The sequence below is a fragment of the Streptomyces sp. NPDC030798 genome (assembly GCF_055572275.1).
Genome location: NZ_JBVIDR010000002.1, coordinates 1 through 21858 on the forward strand (window position 1 = coordinate 1; position 21858 = coordinate 21858).

General features: G+C 71.4%; 17 protein-coding genes and 1 pseudogene. 4 read left to right on the forward strand and 14 right to left on the reverse strand.

Annotated elements, in window-relative coordinates; translation table 11 throughout:
* The 9 genes and pseudogenes from ACZ404_RS04535 to ACZ404_RS04575 form a co-directional block, all read right to left on the reverse strand.
* Nucleotides 1-122, reverse strand: a pseudogene (locus ACZ404_RS04535) (2-oxoacid:ferredoxin oxidoreductase subunit beta); the annotation flags it as partial.
* Nucleotides 112-2031 (reverse strand): 2-oxoacid:acceptor oxidoreductase subunit alpha, encoded by a 1920-nt coding sequence (locus ACZ404_RS04540; RefSeq protein WP_468435877.1) that lies wholly within the window; start codon nucleotides 2029-2031, stop codon nucleotides 112-114. The pseudogene ACZ404_RS04535 and the gene ACZ404_RS04540, both read right to left, overlap by 11 nt.
* Nucleotides 2028-3680, reverse strand: coding sequence for a rhodanese-like domain-containing protein (locus tag ACZ404_RS04545; RefSeq protein WP_468435879.1), 1653 nt, complete (start codon nucleotides 3678-3680; stop codon nucleotides 2028-2030). The genes ACZ404_RS04540 and ACZ404_RS04545 overlap by 4 nt, the downstream gene beginning before the upstream one ends.
* On the reverse strand, nucleotides 3677-4987 hold the full coding sequence (ectB, locus tag ACZ404_RS04550) for a diaminobutyrate--2-oxoglutarate transaminase (protein ID WP_468435881.1): 1311 nt from the start codon (nucleotides 4985-4987) through the stop codon (nucleotides 3677-3679). The genes ACZ404_RS04545 and ectB overlap by 4 nt, the downstream gene beginning before the upstream one ends.
* Before the next feature lie 6 nt (nucleotides 4988-4993).
* Nucleotides 4994-6352, reverse strand: a complete 1359-nt coding sequence (gene purD / locus ACZ404_RS04555) for a phosphoribosylamine--glycine ligase (RefSeq protein ID WP_468435883.1) — start codon at nucleotides 6350-6352, stop codon at nucleotides 4994-4996.
* Nucleotides 6349-7575, reverse strand: a complete 1227-nt coding sequence (locus ACZ404_RS04560; protein ID WP_468435885.1) for a fatty acid desaturase — start codon at nucleotides 7573-7575, stop codon at nucleotides 6349-6351. The genes purD and ACZ404_RS04560 overlap by 4 nt, the downstream gene beginning before the upstream one ends.
* Nucleotides 7568-8356 carry a HalD/BesD family halogenase gene (locus tag ACZ404_RS04565; RefSeq protein WP_468435887.1) on the reverse strand — a complete coding sequence of 263 codons (789 nt, stop codon included), beginning with the start codon at nucleotides 8354-8356 and terminating at the stop codon, nucleotides 7568-7570. Before ACZ404_RS04565 ends, ACZ404_RS04560 begins: the two co-directional genes overlap by 8 nt.
* Before the next feature lie 23 nt (nucleotides 8357-8379).
* Nucleotides 8380-9690 carry an ATP-grasp domain-containing protein gene (locus tag ACZ404_RS04570; RefSeq protein WP_468435888.1) on the reverse strand — a complete coding sequence of 437 codons (1311 nt, stop codon included), beginning with the start codon at nucleotides 9688-9690 and terminating at the stop codon, nucleotides 8380-8382.
* 57 nt (nucleotides 9691-9747) lie between these two features.
* Entirely contained in the window at nucleotides 9748-11034 is a 1287-nt protein-coding gene (locus ACZ404_RS04575) for an MFS transporter (RefSeq protein WP_468435890.1), read from the reverse strand.
* A gap of 172 nt (nucleotides 11035-11206) precedes the next feature.
* Between ACZ404_RS04575 and ACZ404_RS04580 the strand changes: the two genes are divergently transcribed.
* Nucleotides 11207-14236 carry an AfsR/SARP family transcriptional regulator gene (locus tag ACZ404_RS04580; protein ID WP_468435891.1) on the forward strand — a complete coding sequence of 1010 codons (3030 nt, stop codon included), beginning with the start codon at nucleotides 11207-11209 and terminating at the stop codon, nucleotides 14234-14236.
* Nucleotides 14237-14346: 110 nt separating this feature from the next.
* Here ACZ404_RS04580 and ACZ404_RS04585 read toward each other — a convergent pair whose 3' ends face one another.
* Nucleotides 14347-14499, reverse strand: a complete 153-nt coding sequence (locus tag ACZ404_RS04585; RefSeq protein ID WP_468435893.1) for a hypothetical protein — start codon at nucleotides 14497-14499, stop codon at nucleotides 14347-14349.
* 114 nt (nucleotides 14500-14613) lie between these two features.
* A complete protein-coding gene (locus tag ACZ404_RS04590) occupies nucleotides 14614-15843 on the reverse strand; it encodes an MFS transporter (protein WP_468435895.1) in 1230 nt (409 codons plus the stop codon).
* A gap of 83 nt (nucleotides 15844-15926) precedes the next feature.
* On the opposite strand from ACZ404_RS04590, the gene ACZ404_RS04595 reads away from it, so the two are divergent.
* A complete protein-coding gene (locus tag ACZ404_RS04595) occupies nucleotides 15927-16895 on the forward strand; it encodes a LysR family transcriptional regulator (RefSeq protein WP_468435897.1) in 969 nt (322 codons plus the stop codon).
* A 91-nt stretch (nucleotides 16896-16986) separates the two neighbouring features.
* Here the strand turns inward: ACZ404_RS04595 and ACZ404_RS04600 are convergent, their stop codons facing one another.
* From ACZ404_RS04600 to ACZ404_RS04610, 3 genes are all read right to left on the reverse strand, one after another.
* Entirely contained in the window at nucleotides 16987-18138 is a 1152-nt protein-coding gene (locus ACZ404_RS04600) for a uroporphyrinogen-III synthase (protein WP_468435899.1), read from the reverse strand.
* Nucleotides 18139-18223: 85 nt separating this feature from the next.
* Nucleotides 18224-19594 carry a nitrate/nitrite transporter gene (locus ACZ404_RS04605; RefSeq protein WP_468435901.1) on the reverse strand — a complete coding sequence of 457 codons (1371 nt, stop codon included), beginning with the start codon at nucleotides 19592-19594 and terminating at the stop codon, nucleotides 18224-18226.
* Nucleotides 19595-19708: 114 nt separating this feature from the next.
* Nucleotides 19709-20254 carry a GNAT family N-acetyltransferase gene (locus tag ACZ404_RS04610; protein WP_468435903.1) on the reverse strand — a complete coding sequence of 182 codons (546 nt, stop codon included), beginning with the start codon at nucleotides 20252-20254 and terminating at the stop codon, nucleotides 19709-19711.
* Between the two features lie 124 nt (nucleotides 20255-20378).
* On the opposite strand from ACZ404_RS04610, the gene ACZ404_RS04615 reads away from it, so the two are divergent.
* Both ACZ404_RS04615 and ACZ404_RS04620 read left to right on the forward strand, forming a co-directional pair.
* A complete protein-coding gene (locus ACZ404_RS04615; RefSeq protein WP_468435905.1) occupies nucleotides 20379-20972 on the forward strand; it encodes a CGNR zinc finger domain-containing protein in 594 nt (197 codons plus the stop codon).
* A gap of 269 nt (nucleotides 20973-21241) precedes the next feature.
* Nucleotides 21242-21826, forward strand: a complete 585-nt coding sequence (locus tag ACZ404_RS04620; RefSeq protein WP_079071569.1) for a sigma-70 family RNA polymerase sigma factor — start codon at nucleotides 21242-21244, stop codon at nucleotides 21824-21826.
* Nucleotides 21827-21858 lie beyond the last annotated feature (32 nt).

The window sequence follows — 21858 nt, forward strand, 5'->3', positions numbered from 1 at the left end:
CCGAGTTCGGGCATGAAGCCCTGGACGGCCGCCAGGATGGCGTAGTCACCGCAGCCGGGGCACCAGCGCACCTCCTGATCCGACTTGAAGTCCTTGGGACGCAGGGTGAGTTCAGTTCTCATGGAGGGCTGCCTTCAGTGCTTCGGCGAGCTGCTCGGCCTGGAACGGCATGCCGTTGACCTGGGTGTACGAGGCCGCGTCGACCAGGTACTTCGCTCGCAGCAGGAGCGCCAGCTGGCCGAGGTTCATCTCGGGGACGACGACGCGCTCGTACCGGGCGAGGACGTCACCGAGGTTGTGCGGGAAGGGGTTGAGGTGGCGCAGGTGGGCCTGGGCGATGGATTCGCCGGCGGTGCGCAGGCGCCGTACGGCGGCGGTGATGGGGCCGTAGGTGGAGCCCCAGCCCAGGACCAGGGTCTTGGCCTGGTGGGGGTCGTCGACCTCGATGTCGGGGACGTCGATGCGGTCGATCTTGGCTTGGCGGGTGCGGACCATGAAGTCGTGGTTGGCGGGGTCGTAGGAGATGTTGCCCGTGCCGTCCTGCTTCTCGATGCCGCCGATGCGGTGTTCCAGACCGGGGGTGCCGGGGATCGCCCAGGGGCGGGCCAGGGTCTGCGGGTCGCGCTTGTAGGGCCAGAAGACCTCGGTGCCGTCCTGCAGTGTGTGGTTGGGGCCGGAGGCGAACTGCACGCGCAGGTCGGGCAGCTCGTCCAGGTCGGGGATGCGCCAGGGTTCGGAGCCGTTGGCGAGGTAGCCGTCGGAGAGCAGGAAGACCGGGGTGCGGTAGGTGAGGGCGATCCGGGCGGCTTCCAGGGCGGCGTCGAAGCAGTCCGCGGGGGTGCGGGGGGCGACGACCGGGACCGGGGCCTCGCCGTTGCGGCCGTACATGGCCTGCAGCAGGTCGGCCTGTTCGGTCTTGGTGGGCAGGCCGGTGGAGGGGCCGCCGCGCTGGATGTCGACGATCAGCAGGGGCAGCTCGAGGGAGACGGCCAGGCCGATCGTCTCGCTCTTGAGTGCCACGCCCGGGCCGGAGGTGGTGGTCACGGCGAGGGAGCCGCCGAAGGCCGCGCCGAGTGCGGCGCCGATGCCGGCGATCTCGTCCTCGGCCTGGAAGGTGCGGACACCGAAGTTCTTGTGCTTGCTCAGCTCGTGCAGGATGTCCGAGGCCGGGGTGATCGGATACGACCCCAGGAACAACGGCAGGCCTGAGCGCTCGCCGGACGCCACCAGCCCCAGGGCGAGGGCCAGGTTCCCGGAGATGTTCCGGTACCGGCCCGGCGTGAACGCCTGCGCGGCCGGAGCCACTTCGTACGACACCGCGAAGTCCTCGGTGGTCTCGCCGAAGTTCCAGCCGGCGCGGAAGGCGGCGATGTTGGCTCGGGCGATGTCGGGCTTCTTGGCGAACTTCGAGGTCAGGAACTTCTCGGTGCCCTCGGTGGGCCGGTGGTACATCCAGCTCAGCAGGCCGAGGGCGAACATGTTCTTGCTGCGCTCGGCCTCTTTGCGGGAGAGGGCGAACTCCTTGAGCGCCTCGACGGTGAGCGTCGTCAGCGGGACGGCGTGCACCCGGTAGCCGTCCAGGGAGCCGTCCTCCAGCGGGTTGCCGGCGTAGCCGACCTTCTGCAGGGCGCGCCGGGTGAACTCGTCGGTGTTGACGATGATCTCGGCGCCGCGCGGCAGGTCGCCCACGTTGGCCTTCAACGCGGCCGGGTTCATCGCCACCAGCACGTTCGGCGCGTCGCCGGGGGTGAGGATGTCGTGGTCGGCGAAGTGCAGCTGGAACGACGACACACCCGGCAGGGTCCCGGCGGGCGCCCTGATCTCGGCGGGGAAGTTGGGCAGCGTCGACAGGTCGTTGCCGAAGGCGGCCGTCTCCGAGGTGAAGCGGTCACCGGTGAGCTGCATGCCGTCACCGGAGTCACCGGCGAACCGGATGACCACCCGGTCCAGGCGCCGGACGGTACGGGCCCGGGGCGGGCCGACGCGCGTGGCGTCGGCCCCCTCCGGTGTCATGAGGCCGGGAGTGGTCATGACGGCCCGCCCTGCTCGGTCGGGTAGCCGCCCCGCTTCCAGTACTCGAACCCGCCGATCATCTCCTTCACCTTGAAGCCGAGCGCCGACAGCTTGGCGGCGGCGCGGGTGCCGCCGTTGCAGGCGGGACCCCAGCCGTAGGTGACGTAGAGCGGCTCGGGGTCGAGCGTGCGGACCGTCTCGGAGGAGATGTCCTGGTGGGGGAGGCTGCGGGCGCCGCGCACATGCTCCGTGGCGTACGCGACGGGACGCCGCACGTCCAGGACCACCACGTCGCGCACGCCCTCCACCAGGTCGTGGTGGACGTCGTACGGGTCGGTCTCGCAGGCCAGTCTCAGGTCCTGGAAGTAGGCGTAGGCGTTCTCGGGCGCGGCCGGCGGGATGCCGAGGACCCGGCTGGGCGCGGCGTAGCGGATGGGCCGGTACTCGGCGAGGCGCTTGAAGTCGCGGTAGGCGGCCTCGTAGTCCTTGTTGGAGACCAGGAACGTGCCGCCGTTGGCGAGCAGGGAGTTGCTGCTCTCGATCTCCTCGCCGATCTCGACCTTCCAGGTCATCTCGACGTGGCTCTCCAGCTCGGGCTCGATCAGCTCGCGCACGACGCCCTGCGCCTTGGGGACCACCCCGTCGAAGCAGTAGATCTGCTCCCCGTCGTAGGGCAGGCTCTTGACGCCGGACTCGATCTCGAAGGCGAGGTTGACGAACGCGATGCCGTAGTTGCGCTGCATGGCGGCGAGGCCCGCCATGCCCTTGAAGCGGGCGCCGACCTCCAGGAAGACGAGTTCGTCGTCCTCGGTGTGGAACAGCTCCAGGTGGGAGCCGCCGTCGGGGCGGCCGAGCGCGTCCAGGGCGCGCTCGGCGAAGGCCACCATGCGGGCGACGCGCGGGTCGGAGTCGATCAGGTTGATGTCGGCGTTGACCTTGCCGCCCGGCACCTCCAGCGAGTTCACCAGGTACTCGGTGACGCCGCCGAAGACGGTACGGCCCGCGTCCGAGACGATGTTGACGCTGTACATCGTCCCGGCGACGAACTCCTCGTACTCGTACGCCCGGCCGAAGTCGGACGGCAGCGCGGTGAACTCGTCGCAGTCGCTGATCTTCAGGACGCCCTCGGAGGCGGCCGCGTCGGTCGGCTTGAGGATGAAGGGCAGCCCGACCTCGGCGACGATCGTCTGGAAGTAGGCCTCGGGGGCGACCGCGTGCCGCTCGGCGTCGAAGTGGCCGAAGAGCGGCACACGCACGCCGGCGTCCAGGAGCCGCTGCTTCATCAGGCACTTGTCGCGGAACGGCAGGATGTCGGCGACCTTGGGCCCCTGGAGGCCGAAGTGGGTGCGCAGTTCGGCGGCGACCATCATGTTCTGCTCGTCGTAGCAGTGCACGGTGAGGTCGGCCGAGGCGGTGTCGGTCAGCAACCCGGCGACCGCCTCGCGGGCGGCCTCCAGGTCGACGAGCGAGTACAGCATGGGTGTGGGGTCGGCCAGCCCGCACGGCACGACGTGGATCCGTTCGAACCAGGCGCGCTGTTCGGCGGTGAGGTTGTCCACGTCCCGGTCGGCGAAGACGCCGACGAGGCGCACCTCGGCCGGGTCGACGAGGAGGTCGTGCCGGAACACGCCGAAGCCTCGGGTGGAGATGATGACGGCGGTCTTCATGCGGCTGCCTCGCTGACGGGGTGGGCGGTCAGCTCCGTCAGGGCGTCGACGAGCGTCTGCAGCCCCGCCGACAGGTTGACCTGGCTGACGGTGAGTGGCGGAAGGATCTTGAGTACCTCGTCGTGGCGGCCGCAGGTCTCGACGATCAGCCCCTTCTCGAAGCACCGCCGGGACACCTCGGCGGCCTCCACGCCGGGTACGCCGGTGAGGTCGACGGCGCGCATCAGGCCGATGCCCCGGACGCCGGCGCCGAAGGGCTGGGCCACCCGGCGCTGGAGGAAGTCGGTGACCAGGTCGGCCTTGGTGCGTATCTGCCGGACGAAGGTGTCGTCGGACCAGTAGTGCCGCAGGGCGGCGGCGGCCGCGACGAAGGCGAGCTGGTGCCCGCGGAAGGTGCCGTTGTGCTGGCCGGGACGCCAGATGTCGTACTCCGGCTTGATCAGCACGATCGCCATGGGCAGGCCGTAGCCGCCGATGGCCTTGGACAGGGTGACCAGGTCGGGGGCGATGCCGGCCCGCTCGAAGGAGAAGAAGGTGCCGGTGCGGCCGCAGCCGGCCTGGATGTCGTCGACGATCAGCAGGATGCCGTGCCGGTCGCACAGCGCGCGCAGCTCCTGCAGGAACGGCACCGGTGCCACCCAGACACCGCCCTCGCCCTGGACCGTCTCCAGCAGCACGGCGGCCGGTTTGTCGACGCCGGAGCTGGGGTCGTCCAGCAGCCGGCGCAGCAGCCCCAGGCTGTCGAACTCGCCCAGCGGGGAGACCGGGTAGGGGATGTGGGTGACCTGGGGGAGCGTGTTCTCCAGGCCCTCGCGGTAGTAGGTGGAGCCGGTGGCCGCGAGGGAGCCGGTGCTCACGCCGTGGAAGCCGCCGCCGAAGGCGATGACGTTGGTGCGGCCGGTGGCCAGCCGGGCCACCTTCAGCGCGGCCTCGACGGCGTTGGTGCCGGACGGGCTGGTGAACTGGACCTTGTAGTCCAGGCCCCGGGGCTGCAGGACGAGGGTCCGGAAGGCCTCCAGGAAGCCCGCCTTGGCCGAGGTCGACAGGTCCAGGCCGTGCACGAGGCCGTCGGCGCGCAGATACTCGATCAGCTCGTCCTTGACCGGGTCCGGGTTGTGCCCGTAGTTGAGGGTCCCGGCACCGGAGAGGAAGTCGATGTAGCGGGTGCCGTCCTGCCCGACGAGCAGGTCGCCCTTGGCGCTGGTGAACACCGCGGGGAAGGCGCGTGAGTAGGACCGTACGGCCGATTCGGCGGTCTCGAAGACCGAGCGGGCCGGCGTGGTGGTGTCGAGGGTGAGCGTGGTCATGAGGGGTTACCTCCCGGTTTCCACGACGGCCGGCTCGGCGTCGGCGGGCAGCGGGGAGCCGGTGTCGAAGGCGGCTCCGATGTCGGTGCGGTGACGCATGCCGGGGAACGAGATGCCGCCGATGCGCCGGTAGGCCTGGGCCCGTGCCTCGGTGAGGGTGCGGCCGGCGCCGACCACGTGCAGCACCCGGCCGCCGCTGGTGACCGGCCGGCCGTCGGCGTCGGCGCGCAGGTTGGCGTAGAAGAGGCGGGCGTTGTCGCGCGGGAACTGGGCGAGGCCCAGCACCGGCTGCCCGGTGGTGAAGGCGCCGAACGGCCAGCCGGGCGCGGCCGCCGGGTCGGCGGGGTCGACGCAGCCCTGGGTGAGGGCCACGCTGCAGCGCACCAGAGCGTCGGTGACGAGCAGGCTGTTGGCGAGGTCGCGGCGCAGCACCGCCCGGCACAGCTCGGTGAAGTCGCTGTGCACGCCGGGCAGCACGGCCTCCGCCTCGGAGTCGCCGAACCGGGTGTTGATCTCGATGACCTTCAGGCCCGCCGCGGTGAGCATCGCGCCGATGTAGACGAACCCGGTGTACGCCAGCCCCTCGGCGGCGAGACCGCGCAGGAACGGCTCGACGAGGTCCCGGCGGATCTGCTCCAGCAGGGCCGGTGAGGACTCGGGGTGCGGGGCGAGGGAGCCCATGCCGTCGCAGTTCTTGCCGGCGTCCCCCTCGAGCGTCCGCTTGAAGTCCAGCGCGGTCGGGAAGAGCAGGTAGTCCTCGCCGTCCAGCAGGGCGAAGACCGAGATCTCCCGGCCGTAGAGCCGCTCCTCCACGACGAGTTGCAGGTGCTCGCCCTGTACGGCGGCGAACGCGTCCACGGCCGCCTCCGCCTCGGCCGCGGTCTCGCACACCACCGATCCGTCCCCGTCCGGGGTGAGCCCGTCCGTCTTCACGACACAGGCGTAGGGGCGCTGCCGGACGTACTCCCGGGCCGCCGCCGCGTCGGTGAACGCGGCGTACTCGGCCGTGGGCAGTCCGTGCTCCGCACAGAAACGTTTGCCCCGTTCCTTGCTGGCCTCCAGGGCGGCCGCCTCCCGGGACGGCCCGATCACCCGGTGGCCGTGCGCGGACAGCACGTCGGTGTACCCGGCGCACAGCGCGTCGATGTGGGAGACGAACACGAACTCCACCGGGTGGGCGGCCAGGAACCGGAGCGCCGTCGCCGGGTCGTCCAGCCGGATCTCCGGGACGCTGACGACGCGCTCGTCCGTCAGGGCGTCGCAGCCCGGGCCGTAATACACGGTCACCGAGGGGTTCGTGCGGACGAACAGGTCACAGATCGCGTGGCCGCGGCCCGTGCCGTCGATCACCAGTACGTGGGTCACAACCGCCCCTTCACTGTGCGGCCGTCGGGCGTCACGGCCCCGGTGACGACCGGTATGGATTGCGTCCACGGCGTGGGCGCGACGTCCTCGGGCAGCCCCGCCCGGTCGTCGCCGACCTGGCCCGCGGCCTGCAGATGGTCGGCGAGCGAGCCCCACACCTCGGTGTAGCGCTCGGGCCGGTTGTCCTGGTCGTCGGCCCGGATCCAGGGCGAGTTGGCCCAGTCGCAGGCCGGCATGACGTGGTGCAGATCGTGCTGGACGGTGTCGCCGACGAGCACGAACATCCGGTACGAGGAGTGCACCACCAGCATCCGGAAGGTCCACCTCGCCCAGGCTGCCGCCTTGCGGCCCCCGGTCAGGGAGGCGTCCGGCACGGCCTCGCCGCAGAAGCGGCCGAAGGTGAGCAGGTCCCGCTTGTCCCGGGGGAGCCGCTCCTGGTTGCCGAACAGCCACCAGCGGTGCTCGGTCATCGTGTACAGGTAGGTGCACGACTGGAAGAACACCGACGCCGGCACCAGCCACAGCACCAGCCACTCACGCCACCAGCCGGTCAGCGCCAGGAAGGCGACCGTGGCGGCCAGGTACACCAGCGACATCACCAGCCGGTAGCGCGGCTGCACCCCGACGAAGTTGGACTTCACCCGGCCGAAGAAGAACCGGCCGTGGTGGCGCGGCGAGAACAGCGTCGCCCACAGGTAGCGCCGGAACTCCGTCCGGGTCATCCCCGGGCGCATCCCCGTCGACAGCAGGTAGCGGGTGTCGCCGTCCTTCATCGAGCAGGGGTAGGCGTGGTGGGTCAGGTGCTCCTTGCGGTTCTCGTCGTACGGGGTGCGCCAGAACACCGTCGTGATCAGCTCGCCGACCAGGCGGTTGCTCCACGCCTTCTTGGTGAACATGCGGTGCAGGGTCTGGTGCACCACCACGACGTCCAGGCGCCGCATGCCGCCGCTGGTCAGCAGCCAGCCCAGCACCAGCAGCAGCGGCGAGAGGGCGGTGAACGGGTGCATCGCCCAGGCGCCGAGCGCGATGCCGCCGGCCATCTGCACCAGGCCCAGCAGACCGGCCTTGGCCGGGCTCCACGGGATCAGCTGCCTGCCACCCTTGAGCGGGACCCCGGTGATCCAGGTCAGGTACGGCTGGACGAAGCCCGGCAGGACCCGCATGGACTCCCGCGGCTCGCCCGCCGTCAGCAGGGGCTCCTCGGTGCGCTGCGGACTACTCACCGGTGCCCCCGAACAGCGCGTCGTTGGTCTCGTGGGTGATCTCGCGGCGCAGGTCCGCGCCGTTCGCCCACGTCATGTTGACGATCGTGCGGGTCGTCTCGCCGCGGATCGGATACACCCGGTGCATGGTGGTGTCGGTCTTCACCACGTAGGCGTCGCCGGCCTCGAAGGCGTAGGAGCGGACCTGGCTCTTCAGCAGCGCTCCGTGCACGTCCGGGTTCTGCTTGTCCCAGGAGGTGTGCGGCACGGCCTGGACGAAGCCGCCGTCGCGGTAGTCGGGGGCCTGCAGCACCAGGATGAAGCCGTAGGTGTAGTCGTCCCAGTGCCAGCCGTGCGTGTCGCCGCTCTTGCCGAGACGGCTGATCACGTAGTGCTCACCGGCGTACGGGCAGGTGAACACCTCCTCGCCGACCACCTGCGACAGCAGTTCCTTGACCGCCGGGGAGAAGTAGGTGGCGTGGATGAGCGGGCCGTGCTCCCGGATGACCGGCTGGCCGACCGTGGTCATCTGACGGGGCGTGCCGTCGGTGATGTCGAAGCTGAACTTGCGGTCCACCCCGTGCTCGTCCATGATCCCGAACGCCTCCTGCTGGAGGGGGGCCAGCAGCTCGGGCGGGCAGAAGCCGCGCAGCGGCACGATGTGCTCCTCACGGAACCGCTGCTGCAGGCCGGTGAGGGCGTCCCCGGTGAACCGGGCGGCGAAGTGCCGCTCGAAGAGGCGCTCGGGGTCGGCGCCGGTGCCGTGCTCCGGACGGGAGCCGGTCTCGGTGGTGACGGTCATGCGGAGTTGTCTCCTTGCGGGTGTCAGGCGGGAGTCGCGGTGAACAGGTAGTGGCGCGGCGACACCACCCGGTTGTTCGGGTGGTCGCCGAGCGGTTCGCCGTTGAAGACGGTGGTCCGGCGCACCTCGAGGGCCCGCTGGTGCAGCTCCTCGGGGGTGTCCGCGGTGACGACGAGCATGGCGACCACGTCGAGCTGGTCGGCGCGTCCGCTCAGGGGCTGCCCGAAGGGCTTGGTCGCCCTGCCGTACTCGGTGCCCTCCGGGAAGGCCAGGTCGGTCATCACGGTCGCGCCGGGCGGCGGCAGGAGCAGCAGATCGGCCGAGTGGCGCGGGGTGCGCTCCAGGAAGGCGAGGTCCGGGCGCCGGCCGCAGGCGAGGTCGGTGAGCGGGACGGCGTACTCGATGCCGAAGGCGTTGCCGATGCAGACGGCCATGCCCACGCCGGCGGTGCGCAGATTGAAGTCGATCAGCTCCACGGGTCCCTCGTCGGGCACCATGACCTCGAGGTGGGTCGGCCCGTGGGTGATGCCCAGGCTGCGGTGGAAGTCCACCGCGCGGGCCACGATCTCGTCGTGGCGCGGATGCCGGTACGGGAAGCACACGCCCAGCTCCACGACCGGGTCGAGCGCGGAGACGTAGCGTCCGGTGAGCCCGACCACGTGCACCTCGCCCCGGTGCACCAGGGACTCCACCGACAGCAGCTCGCCCTCGGCGCGCTCCTCCAGGACGAACTCGCCGTGCGCCCGGATGTACTCCGCCATCAGCGCGTTCCCGACCTGGACGGCGGCGATCCGCTCGGCCGCCGCGCGGAGTTCGGGGAGCGAGCCGACCGTGAAGCACAGGGCGCTGCCGGTGCCGTTGGCCGGCTTGAGCACCGCCGCCCGGTCGAAGCGCCACTCCGGCCAGGTCAGCGCCTCGGCCAGGGTCGTCGAGCGCAGGGCGGTCAGGCCCTCGGCGTACAGGTCGGAGCGCACCAGGGCCTTGTCCAGGACGCGGCTCACGGTGGCGGCGCCGCTGGTGGGCAGGCCGGCCAGCTCGCGCAGCCGGGCCTCGGAGCGCAGCGCGCCCTCGAAGGCGGCGTAGGTGCCGGCCACCTCGTAGCGGGTGAGGAGGTCGTCGACCAGGCCGTCGACCGCCCCGGCGTCCGTCCAGGAGGCGACCGGGACCAGCTCGTCGACCACGCCGTCCGGCACGGCGAACGGGCCCTCGGTGAGCAGCGGGTTGTGGTTGAGGGCGATCACCTTCAGGCCGCGCTTCTTGGCCTCGCGGGCGATCAGGACCATGTGGTTGAGCAGTTCCAGCAGGACGAAGGCCTGCGGCTTGGCCGGGTGCATGGGTGGGCGTCTCTCTCTTCCCGGTGCGTCGGGTGGCGGTGTGTCTTCGGGGATGCGTCAGTTGGCGGCCCGGACGTCGTCCGGTACCGGGAGGGAAGGGGCGGGGCTCGGGACCCGGCGGCGCAGCCGTCCGCGCAGCAGCTCCCAGCCGCCGACCAGCGCCACGACGAGGACGATGTCGGCGTAGACGGACGGGGCGACGCCGATGCCGTCCATGCCGCGGGCGAAGACGAAGGCGAAGACGGCCATCAGGCTGTAGCCGATCGCGGTCTGCACGCCCACCACCGAGGAGACCTGCGCGTCCGGGGTGTGGGCGATCATCAGCTTGAACTGGTGCACCCACACGACCTCGCCGCACAGCACCATGACCGAGAACAGGGCGACGCAGAGGTAGATGTTCCCGCGCGCGGCCGGCATCGCCAGGTAGCAGAGTGTGGCGGCGGTCACGGCGCCCAGGTTCACCATGGTGCCGTTCGCAGCTGTGATCAGTTCACGCCGGCTGCAGAACTGGTAGAGGAAAATACCGGCCATGATGCTGACGGATTCGAAGGTGAAGAACAGCGCCGTGCCGGACTCGCCCCAGTGGAACCAGACTTGGGGAATCACGGTGATGAGGGACTCGTAAGTCGCCTGGAAAGCGGTTACGGACAGCACGATGTAGAAGACGGCCGTGCCGATGACCTCCTCGCGTCCCATGAGCGCGAGCGCCTCCCGTGCCCCGGCCAGGCTGCCGCGCCGGCCGGCGGCCTTGGCGGAGGCCAGGGATTCCGCGAGGCGTTGCTCGTGGGGCCGTACGAATACCGTCAGAACGGCCGCCACCACAAAGGCACTTGCGTCGATCCACACCACCGCCGTGAAGCCGACGAACTTCAGGATGAACACGCCGACCGCCCCCGCGAGCGCCAGCGCGAGCGGCAGGCTGGAGTTGAAGACCGGCGAGTACAGGTCGGTCTCCCGCTCGTCGAAGAACTGCACCAACGCCTTCACCCGGGCGTTGCTGACGGCGCTCTTGAGCAGGGAGCGCACGAAGACGATGGCGACCGCGCCGGCGAACATGCCGGGGGTCAGAAAGGCCAGGAAGAGCAGCGTGAAGACGGCGGCGGCCACATTCAGCTTGATGAGCAGCGTTTTCGCGTTCTGCCGGTCGATGTACTGCGCGGCGAAGATGCCGACGAACAGGTTGGCGATCCAGTCCGCCGCGAACACGATCGCGGAAAGGGTCGCGCTGCCGCTCTCCTTGAACACATAGGCGGCATAGGAGATCATCAGCAGCTTCGAGCCGAACAGCGAAATGAAGGATGCCAGGAAGCTGAGCAGGAAGTTTCGGCGCAGGTAGACACTCATATCAGGCTTGCTCTTTCTGGCAAGGGCTGTGGGGGGCTTTACCGAGAAGTGTTCGGGGAGGTGGTACCGGCCGTGTTCCGAACGGGTACCGCTGGGCCCGGCAGCCGCCTAAGATCCTTTGCGCAGGCCCCACGACCTGGGGTTTGGCAGTGACAAGGGGGAGCGCAGCACGATGACGAGACCCGTCGAAGGCGCGGTGCGGTTCAACATCCTCGGCGCCCTGGAGTGCTGGGAGGGACGCCGTCGGGTGAAGCTCGGCGGACCGATCCAGGAGCGGGTGCTGACCGTGCTCCTGCTGGAGGCCCACCACGTGGTGACGGTCTCCCGGCTGATCGAGGCGGTGTGGGGCGAGGAGCCGCCCGCGACCGCGGTGCGGCAGATCCGCAAGACGGTCGCCGAACTCAGACGGCGCATCCCGGGCGGCGCCGACTTCGTCGTCACCGAGGCCGCCGGATACCGGGCGGTCGTCGCGGACGGCCAGCTCGACCTGCACGACTTCCAGCAGGGCGCCATGGAAGCCGCCGCCGACGTGGCCGCCGGCCGGCCCGCGGACGCGGTGGAGAAGCTCGGGTCGGCGCTCGCGCAGTGGCGCGGCACCGTGATGTGCGGCCAGGGCGGCCCGGTCATCGACGCCGCCGCCACCGCGCTGGAGGAGCACCGCCTCGCGGCCTTCGAACAGCTCTACGAACTGCGGCTACGGGCGGGCGAGAGCGGCGAGCTGGTCGGCGACCTGCGCCGGGCCGTCGACGCCCACCCGCTGCGCGAGCGGCTGCGCGGCCGGCTGATGCTCGCCCTGTACCGCTCGGGCCAGCAGGCCGAGGCCCTCGCCGAGTACGGCAGGCTGCGCGACCTGCTCGCCGAGGAACTCGGCATCGACCCCGGCGCGGAGCTGGCCCGGCTCCACGAGGACATCCTGCGCGGCAACCCCGAACTCGCCGCCCCGCGCTGCGAACCCCGGGCCCCCGCCCCGCCGGAGACGGCACCGGCGAGCCCGCCGTGCACCCTGCCGTACGACCTCGCGGACTTCACCGGCCGGGACCGGGAGCTGCGGCGGCTGCTGGAGATGGGCGCCGGCCCGGGGCGCACCCGGCTCGTCGGCATCGACGGCATGGGCGGCACGGGCAAGTCGACGCTCGCCGTGCACGCCGCCTACCAGCTGGCCGACGCCTATCCCGACGGCCGGCTCTACATCGACCTGCGCGGCTTCACGCCCGGCGAACGGCCGCTGCAGCCCGACTTCGTGGCCGCCGCGCTGCTGCGCGAACTCGGCGCGCCGGACGCGCAGATCCCCGACGACGCCCAGGGCCGCTTCGCGCTGCTGCGGTCCTGGACGGCGGACCGGCGCCTGCTGCTGATCCTGGACAACGCGGCCGACACCGCGCAGGTACGGCCGCTGCTGTCCGGCATGACGAAAGGTTTCGTCATCGTGACCGGCCGGGTCCGCCTGGTCGACCTCGACGGCGCGCAGTGGCTGACCCTCGGCAGCATGGACCCCGAGCAGAGCGCGCTGATGCTCACCCGGACGCTCGGTGAACAGCGCGTGGCCGCCGAACCCAAGGCGGCCCGGGTGCTGGCCGACCTGTGCGGCCATCTGCCGCTGGCCCTGCGCATCGCCGCCGCCAGGCTGTGCAACCGCCCGCACTGGACCCTGCAGTACCTGGTCGGACGACTCCACGACGAGTCCCGGCTGCTCAAGGAGCTGTGCTCCAACGAACGCAGCGTCGCCACCACCATCCAGCTCTCCTACCAGGTCCTGGACCCCGACCAGCAGCGCGCCTTCCGGCTGCTGGGCCTGCACCCCGGCACCGACATCGACGTGCACGGGGCGGCCGCCCTCTTCGGCACCGGCCCGCTGGACGCCGAGGACCTGCTGGAGGCGCTGCTCGACGTGCACCTGCTGCGCCAGCCCGGCGTCGGCCTGTACTCCTTCCACGACCTCGTGCGCAGCTTCGCCCGCGGGCTGGGCGAGAGCGCCGACGACGAGGAGCGGGCGGAGGGACGTACCGCGCTGGGCGGACTGCTCGACTACTACGTCGCGGCGACGGACGAGGCCTGCCGGGCGCTGTTCCCGGCCCGGGCCCAGTACCAGATCGCCCGCGCCGGAAAGCTCCCCGAACTGCCGCCGCTGGGCAGCAGGGCCGAGGCGCAGCGCTGGTTCGACCGGGAACAGCGGGCCCTGCAGGCGACCGTCGGGGTCGGCCACGAACAGGGTTTCGACCTCCAGGCCGCCTACATCGCCCGCAACACCCTCTTCCAGCTCCACCGGCGCGGCGACATCAAGGGCTACCAGGAGGTCGCCGCGATCGGCGTCGCCGCCGCCCGCCGCGACCAGGACCCGCTCGCCCTGCAGTTCAGTCTGCGCAACATGGTCGCCGGCCACTCCATGCTGGGCGACTTCCGGGCGGCGACGGACGTCGCCGAGGAGGGACTGCGGCTCGCCCGCGCCCAGCACGACCGGGTCAGCGAGGGCTACTACCTGGGCGAACTGGGCTGGGCCTGCTGCGCGCTCGGCCGCCTGGCCGACGGGAGCGAACTACTGGAGCAGGCGATCGACGCCTTCCGCGAGGCAGCCGTCGAACAGGAGGAGAACTTCGCCCTGTGCAACCTCAGTTCGGTCTACGCCTGGCTCGGCCGGACCGAGGATGCGGTCGCCGCCGCCCAGCGGGCCGTCCTGCTCCAGCGGCGCATCGGTGAGCGCCTGCACCAGGTCGCCGCACTGAACGACCTGGCCATCGCCCACCTGTTCGGCGGCGCCCACGAACCGGCCCGCGCCGCCCTCGAACAGGCACTCGACCTGTGCGACGAGTTCGCGATGCCCCGGTGCGTGGCCCTCACCAACGTCCTCATGGCCGACGTCTGCCAGCGCGACGGCCACGGGGACCAGGCCCCGGCCTATGTGGAGCGGGCCCTGACCCTGGTCACCCCGCTCGGCGCCAAACCCTGGCAGGCCCAGATCGAGAACATCGCCGGCCTCGTCCACCGGCGCCGCGGCGAGCACGCCCGGGCACTGGAACTGCACCGCACGGCCTTCGAGCACGCCTCCGCCAGCGAGTACCGCATCGAAACGGCCTGGGCCCTGGACGGCATCGCCCACGCACTGGAGGGCACGGGCGACCCCGGCCGCGCGGCGGAACACCGTCGCGCGGCGGCCGGGCACTTCGAGGCCATGGGGCTGCCGGAGGGGAGCCGGCGGCGGGGGTGACGTTCCGCCGCGCTGCCCGAGGGCAGTGGAGCCCGGCTGACACACCGCGGCGCTCCGTCCCCGGAGGTGGTGCGGGGAGGGAGCGCCGCGGCCGATGTGGCCGGTACGGCTCAGGAGCCGGCGAACTTCGGTCCGCGGTCGTCGGCGACGACCTGGTGCCCCGTGCTCTTGCCGGACCCCGCGAGCCCGTGGCCCGTCACCCCGGCTCCCAGAGCCAGCGCCACCGCGAGTATCCCCACGAGACCGGCCAGCTTGCGTCGCATTCGTTCCCCCTGTGATGCATGTGTGTTTCTCGGCGTGTGCCTTGCGGCGCAACCGATCATGGGTGAAGGAGACCCCGAATGGAATCCTTTCCGGTACCGAACGACTACCTGAAGTCAGCAATCGGCCGACCTGAAGTCAGCAATCGGCCGACCCGACACCCTCGGGCCCCTCGGCGGGCGACCCGAGCCGATGGCCGCGGCCACCCCCGCGGCCAGGGCAGGCACCGCGAAGGCACCGGCGGGGGAGAGGTGCTCCGCCGCCCAGCCACCGGCCGCCGAGCCGCAGGCGATGCCGGTGAGCAGACCGGTGACGACGAGGCTCATCCCCTCGTGCAGCCGGTCGGCCGGGGTGCGCTCCTGCACCAGGGTCATGGCGGTCACCATCGTCGGCGCGGTGGCCATGCCCGCGACGAGCAGCACCCCGGCCAGCACCGTGAGCGACCCGGCGGTGACGGCCGCGCACCAGGGCAGACACATCAGCGCGGCCATCGCCGCCAGACAGTGCGCGAACCGGAGCCCGGCCGGCTTCAGCGCCCCGTACAGCAGCCCCGCCGCGCACGAGCCGGCCGCCTGCAGCGCGAGCACGGCACCGGCCGCCGCGCGGTGCCCCAGCGCGTCGGCGTAGGCGATGGTGACGACCTCCATGGAGCCGAACACCGCGCCGGTCGCCACGAAGCAGGCCAGCAGCGGTGGTATCCCCGGACTCCGCAACGGCGACGGAGCCTTCGAACGGGCGGCCCGCGCAGGGGGTTCGGTGGCGCGCTGCGCGGTGAACCACAGCATCCCGGCCAGCAACAGCCCGGCCCCGGCGAGCGTGCCCGCCTCCGGGAAGAAGGTGCCGGTCAGGAAGGACGCCAGCACCGGCCCGAGCATGAAGCACAGCTCGTCGGCGGCCTGTTCGAAGGAGGTCGCGGTGTGCAGGGCGGCGGGGTCGTCGCGCAGCAGATGGGCCCAGCGGGAGCGGGACAGCCCGCCGATGTTGGGAGTGGCGGCGGTGGCGGCGTAGGCGGCGAACAACGTCCAGTCCGGTGCGCCGTACCGCACGCACAGCAGCAGCGCGAGGCTTGCGAGTACGGCCGTGAGCGTGGCCGGCACGGCGACCCGGGCCTGCCCGTAGCGGTCCACGAGCCGCGCGATCCAGGGGCCGGCCAGCCCGGTCGCCGCGAGCCCGGTGGCGGTGACGGCACCGGCGAGGGCGTACGACCCCCGGGACCCGGCGATCATCACGACCGCGCTCACCCCGAACATGCCCATGGGCAGCCGGGCGACGAGGTTGCCGGCGGTGAAGGCGCGGGTGCCGGGCAGGGCGAACAGACGGCGGTACGCCGAGGTCTGGGGAGGCATGACTCCACGGTGACCCGGAGTGGATCACGGGGTCCAACACCTTCTGGGGTCACATTCACGCACCTCTGTTGTAAGTTCCCGCCATGCCCGCCCCCGCCTCGCCGGCCCCCCGCCTCCTCCGCGCCTTCGTCACCGTCGCCGAGGAACTGCACTTCACCCGCGCCGCGGCCCGCCTGTACGTCGCCCAGCAGGCGCTCAGCCGGGACGTGCGGCGGCTGGAGCGGGAGCTGGGTGCCGAGCTGTTCGTACGGACCACCCGGCAGGTGACGCTCACGGCGGACGGCGAGCGGCTGCTGCCGCACGCCCGGCGGGTGCTGGCCGCCCAGGACGACCTCCTCGCCGCCTTCGGCCAGGCCCGTCCCCTGCTGGTCGACCTCAACTCCGCCGGGCTGGTCACCGGCCGGCGCGTACTGCACCGGGCCCGCGAACTGGCCCCCGACCACGAGCTGATGGCGCGCTACGAAAGCGGTCTGACGGGAGCCGCCGCGGACCTGCTCGCCGGCCGCCTGGACGCCTCCTTCGGCCGCTTCGCCGGCCTGGACCCGACCCTGCGCTCCGGCCTGGCCCACCAGCCGGTCCGCTACGAACCGATGGCCGTCGTCCTCCCCGACGACCACCCCCTCGCCACCCTCCCCGAGGTCCCGCTGGCGGCACTGACCGGCGAAACGGTCTACGCCGGCGCCGGCAACCCACGCACCCGCGAGTGGACCGACCTGGCCCTCCACCTCTTCGAGTCCCGCGGCATCCACCTGGCCCCACCCCTGCCCCTGGCGGTCGGGGACGAGGAGTTCCAGCGCATCATGTCCAAGACCCGCACCCCGATCCTGGCCGTGACCGACTTCCCGTCCCTGCCCGACACGGTGCTGCGGCCTCTCGTCGACCCGGTACCGCTGTCACCGGTGTCCCTGGTGTGGCGACGAGGACTGTCCCACCCGGCCCTGGACGCCCTGCGGGAAGCGGCGACGGAACTGGCTCGGGGGGAGGGGTGGCTGCGGCGGCCCGGCGGGGGGTGGATTCCGGCCGTGGACGAGGAGGTGATGGGCGCGTCCTGAGCGGGGGTTCTTCACCGGCCCCTCATCGGCTGAGGGGGGCGAGACGCTCCTGGAGACCCTTGGCTCAGGCCACGACGAGGTGGCCCGGGCCTCACGCGTCCGCGTACTTCGTGTCCGCCGCCGGATCCAGCGCCAGCCGGTAGCCCCGCTTCACCACCGTCTGGATCAGCTTCGGCGCCCCCAGTGCCGTACGCAGCCGGGCCATGGCCGTCTCCACCGCGTGTTCGTCGCGGCCCGCGCCCGGCAGCGCGCGCAGCAGGTCCGAGCGGGGGACGACCCAGCCCGGGCGGCGGGAGAGGGCGCGCAGGAGGGACATGCCGGCCGGCGGCACGGGCTTGAGTTCGCCGTCGACCAGGACCGCGTGGCCGCGGATCTCCACGCGGTGTCCGGCGACGGGCAACGCGCGGGCCCGGGAGGGCAGTTCCTGGCAGAGGAGCTGGACGAGGGGGCCGAGGCGGAAGCGCTCCGGCTGGACGGTGTCGATACCCCGGGCCTGGAGAGGCAGGGCCGTCACGGGGCCCACGCAGGCAGGAAGGACGTCGTGGCCGAGGGCTCCCAGGACCTCGTCGACCAGCCCCCGCTCCTCGGCCCGGGAGAGCAGGGAGACGGCGGCCGGCGCGCTGGTGAACGTGAGCGCGTCCACCGCGCGTGAGACGACCGCGTCCAGCAGCCGGTCCACGGGCCCGATGTCCTCCGGCGGCATCCACCGGTACACCGGCACCGGCACGACCTCGGCTCCGCCGGCCCGGAGCGCCTCCACGAACCCGGGCAGCGGCTCGCCGTGCAGCTGGACGGCGACCCGGCGCCCGTCGACGCCCTCCTCCAGCAGCCGGTCGAGGACCTCCGCCATGGACTCCGACGACGGCGACCACTCCTCCGTCAGCCCGGCGGCCCGTACGGCCCCCTTGACCTTGGGCCCGCGTGCCAGCAGCTCCACCCCGCGCAGCCGGGCGAGCAGCGGCTCCCCGAGCCCCCAGCCGTCGGCGGCCTCGATCCAGCCGCGGAAGCCGATGGCGGTGGTGGCCACCACGACGTCCGGCACCTGGTCGATGAGCTCCTTGGTGGCGGCGAGCAGTTCCCCGTCGTCGGCGAGCGGCACGATGCGCAGGGTGGGTGCGTGCAGGACGGCGGCACCACGCCGCTGGAGCAGCGCGCCCAGTTCCTCGGCGCGACGCGCGGCGGTGACGCCCACGGTGAACCCGGCGAGGGGTCCCTGTTCGGGGTGGTGCTGTTCGTCGTACATGGCTCTCCTAGCTGTCCCGCATGCCGAACGAGCCTGTCAACGGTGCGTGACAGGCTCGGTTCGACTTGATGTCCGCGGTGTTACGTCACACCTCGGCATAGCTGAGCTGCGGCTTTGCCTCGGAGGCGGCTGTGGCGTGGGCCTCACCGGCCGGGCGGCGAAGGTATACGGCCCAGGTCACCGCGAAGCAGACGCCGTAGTAGGCGAGGAAGGTGACGAAGGCGCCGGTGCCGGAGCCGTAGGAGAGGAAGGACTGGCGGAAGGCGAGGTTGATGCCGACACCGCCGAGTGCGCCGACCGCGCCGATCAGCCCCATGGAGGCACCGGAGAGCCGCCGTCCGTGCGCGGCCGCCGCCTCGCCCTCCAGGCCTTTGGCGAGGGCCTTGGCCTGGAAGATGCCGGGGATCATCTTGTACGTCGAGCCGTTGCCGAGCCCGCTGAGCACGAACAGGACGACGAAGGCCGACACGAACAGCGGCAGCGACTTCTGCATGCTGGCGAAGACGAGGACGCCGGTGGCGGCGGCCATGCCGACGTAGTTCCACAGGGTGATGCGGGCGCCGCCGTAGCGGTCGGCGAGCCAGCCGCCGACGGGGCGGATGAGGGAGCCGAGCAGCGGGCCGATGAAGGTGAGGTAGGAGGCCTGCAGCGGGGTGCGGCCGAACTGGTTCGTGAGGACCTGGCCGAAGGCGAAGCTGTAGCCGATGAAGGAGCCGAAGGTGCCGATGTAGAGGACGGACATGATCCAGGTGTGGCCGTCCCTGGCGGCGTCCTTGGCGGCGCCGGTGTCGTTCTTCACGGAGGCGAGGTTGTCCATGAAGACGGCGGCGAGTGCGGCGGCGACGACGATCAGCGGGATGTAGATGCCGAGCAGCACCCGCGGTCCGCCGCTGGCGCCGATGATCGCGAGAGCGACCAGCTGGATGACCGGGACGCCGATGTTGCCGCCGCCGGCGTTCAGCCCCAGGGCCCAGCCCTTCTTCTTCAGCGGGAAGAAGGCGTTGATGTTGGTCATGGAGGAGGCGAAGTTGCCGCCGCCGATGCCGGCCAGCAGGCCCACCAGGAGGAAGGTGGAGAAGGACGTGCCGGGCTCCATGACCAGGAAGGCGGCGATCGTCGGGACGAGGAGCAGGCTCGCCGAGATGATCGTCCAGTTCCGGCCGCCGAAGACGGCGACGGCGAAGGTGTACGGGACCCGGACGACGGCGCCGACGAGCGTGACCATGGAGGTCAGCAGGAACTTGTCGGCCGGGGTGAGCCCGTACTCGGGGCCCATGAAGAGCACCAGCACGGACCACAGGGTCCAGACCGAGAAGCCGATGTGCTCGGAGAGGACGGAGAACCAGAGATTCCGGTTGGCGATCTTCTGCCCGGTCTCCTTCCAGAATCCTTCGTCCTCAGGATCCCAGCGCTCGATCCAACGGCCACTGCGACGGGTTGGTGCTGGGGCTGTCATTGCGCCTCCACGGTGCTCCGGGCTCGGTCGTCCAACGGGGACTGAGCTCGAAGGTAGGGAGACAGGATTTCCTGACTGTGGCTGTGAGTGACCGATAGGGAACGTTGCTCTCACTCATGACCCGGTACGACGGTGAGGATCGGTGAGCCTCGGGGTCGTACGCGGCACAGGCGGCAGGCGGAGCTGGTACCAGGTGCCCGGCTTGCCTCCGACGTCGGAGGGGTCGGCCGGGCCGGTCGGGGTGAAGCCCGCCTTGGTCAGGACCCTTTGGGACGCGGTGTTGGTCAGGGACGTGGCCGCGCGGATCGTGTGCAGGCCGTGGCGTTGCGCCGCCAGTCGGCACAGGTGCCGGACGGCGGACGTCGCCACGCCGCGGCCGGTGGCATGCTGGGCGACCCGGTAGCCGAGTTCCGCCGTGCCGTCGGCGATGTCGACCAGGTTGAACCTGCCGAGCACCGAGCCGTCCTCGGCGACGAGCACGTGGAAGGCGCAGACGCCGGCCTCCTGCTCGGCCAGCAGGGCGTCGTAGCGGGCGGTGAACTGCTCGAAGTAGGCATCGCCCCGGTCGGAGATCGACGCCGCGAAATACGCGCGGTTGGCCAGCTCGAAGGCCAGGACCGCCGGCGCGTGGGAGGGATGCAGCCGCTGCAGTTCGGGCACGGCCCGACTGTACTCTCCAGGCCAGCCGGTACAGGGGGTTCCGGCCGGGGCCCCGGGCGGGCACTGTGAAGAGGAAGAGCCCCACGGAGAGCCTCACGCTTCCTGCCTAGGCGGTGACAGGCACATGGCACTGGGTACGGCCACGCCCCCGTACGAGCTGCGGTTCGACGCAGGACGCGTCTGTCTCGATCTGCTCGCCACCACGCACCCGGCCGAACGGCTGGACGCCGTCGAGCCGTTGCGGGCGTGGATCACCGGGGCGGGGCTGGTGCCGCCCGGCACCCCGCTGGGGCAGGCCGACGGCTCGTGGGTGGTGGGGTTCCGGGAACTGCGCGCCGATGTGGGCCAGTTGGTGCGGGGGAGGCACGCCCCTCCGGCCCCCTCCTACGATCTCGCGCTCCGCAGGCTCAACGAGGTCGCCGGGGCCGCACCCCCCGCGCCCTGCGCCGTACGCGGTGAGGACGGCACGCTGGTGCGGGAGTTGGCCCGGGCGCCGGAGTGCGCGGGGCTGCTCGCGGTCGTCGCGCGGGATGCCGTGGAGTTGCTCACGGATCCCGTCGCGCGGGCGGCGGTCAGAGAGTGCGAAGGGGACAACTGCCCCATCGTGTACCTGGATACGTCCCGCGGACGCCGGCGCCGCTGGTGCTCCAGTGAGGTCTGCGGCAACCGCGAGCGGGTGGCCCGGCACCGGAGGCGGGCGGCCCTCGCCCGAGCCTGAGTGTCCGGTTCGCGCTCTCTGTACTGTTGCACCTTACGGATCGTCCGAGTGATTTGCGCAACACCTGGTTTGCCTTCGCTCCGGCGCGGGCAACTCGGCGGGCTCCGACAATGTGCCGGAAATGTAAAGATCATGCGGTGGGAATGTGTGTCCATGTCCCGCTCGTCACGTCGGTCCTGCGAAAACTGTCACCTCCCGTTGAACATCTCGCGCCCCCCGTCCGTACGGGTGGGCGAGCGACCGACTGGGGGAACCCCCGGACACCGGAGGTGGGCGTGCGCAAGGATGCGGCCGTGGCCAATGAACGTGGAACGAGGGCCCGACATCGCATGTCCTCACAGCCCTCGGAACCGGATGAGGAGCTGATGCGTGCTCTGTACCGCGAGCACGCCGGACCCCTGCTTGCGTATGTCCTCCGGCTGGTCGCCGGAGACCGGCAGCGTGCCGAGGACGTCGTGCAGGAGACGCTCATCCGTGCCTGGAAGAACGCCGGTCAGCTCAACCGGGCGACCGGCTCGGTACGCCCCTGGCTGGTGACGGTCGCGCGACGCATCGTCATCGACGGCCACCGCAGCCGGCAGGCCCGGCCGCAGGAGGTCGATCCGTCGCCGCTGGAGGTCATCCCCGCGGAGGACGAGATCGACAAGGCGCTGTGGCTGATGACGCTGTCGGACGCGCTCGACGACCTGACCCCGGCCCACCGGGAGGTCCTCGTCGAGACGTACTTCAAGGGGCGTACGGTCAACGAGGCGGCCGAAACCCTGGGCATTCCCAGCGGCACCGTCCGCTCCCGGGTGTTCTACGCCCTGCGGTCGATGAAGCTGGCACTGGAGGAGCGGGGGGTGACGGCGTGATGAGTGTGTACGGGGGATTCGGAGCGAGCGGT

What these genes read in the sequence shown, in the direction of transcription:
- ACZ404_RS04545 (WP_468435879.1), bottom strand. Translation starts at nt 3,680, where the DNA reads ATGAAGACCGCCGTCATCATCTCCACCCGAGGCTTCGGCGTGTTCCGG.
- ACZ404_RS04615 (WP_468435905.1), top strand. Translation starts at nt 20,379, where the DNA reads ATGGCACTGGGTACGGCCACGCCCCCGTACGAGCTGCGGTTCGACGCA.
- ACZ404_RS04540 (WP_468435877.1), bottom strand. Translation starts at nt 2,031, where the DNA reads ATGACCACTCCCGGCCTCATGACACCGGAGGGGGCCGACGCCACGCGC.
- ACZ404_RS04600 (WP_468435899.1), bottom strand. Translation starts at nt 18,138, where the DNA reads ATGTACGACGAACAGCACCACCCCGAACAGGGACCCCTCGCCGGGTTC.
- ACZ404_RS04570 (WP_468435888.1), bottom strand. Translation starts at nt 9,690, where the DNA reads ATGCACCCGGCCAAGCCGCAGGCCTTCGTCCTGCTGGAACTGCTCAAC.
- ACZ404_RS04565 (WP_468435887.1), bottom strand. Translation starts at nt 8,356, where the DNA reads ATGACCGTCACCACCGAGACCGGCTCCCGTCCGGAGCACGGCACCGGC.
- ectB (WP_468435881.1), bottom strand. Translation starts at nt 4,987, where the DNA reads ATGACCACGCTCACCCTCGACACCACCACGCCGGCCCGCTCGGTCTTC.
- ACZ404_RS04595 (WP_468435897.1), top strand. Translation starts at nt 15,927, where the DNA reads ATGCCCGCCCCCGCCTCGCCGGCCCCCCGCCTCCTCCGCGCCTTCGTC.
- ACZ404_RS04585 (WP_468435893.1), bottom strand. Translation starts at nt 14,499, where the DNA reads ATGCGACGCAAGCTGGCCGGTCTCGTGGGGATACTCGCGGTGGCGCTG.
- ACZ404_RS04580 (WP_468435891.1), top strand. Translation starts at nt 11,207, where the DNA reads ATGACGAGACCCGTCGAAGGCGCGGTGCGGTTCAACATCCTCGGCGCC.
- ACZ404_RS04575 (WP_468435890.1), bottom strand. Translation starts at nt 11,034, where the DNA reads ATGAGTGTCTACCTGCGCCGAAACTTCCTGCTCAGCTTCCTGGCATCC.
- ACZ404_RS04605 (WP_468435901.1), bottom strand. Translation starts at nt 19,594, where the DNA reads ATGACAGCCCCAGCACCAACCCGTCGCAGTGGCCGTTGGATCGAGCGC.
- ACZ404_RS04590 (WP_468435895.1), bottom strand. Translation starts at nt 15,843, where the DNA reads ATGCCTCCCCAGACCTCGGCGTACCGCCGTCTGTTCGCCCTGCCCGGC.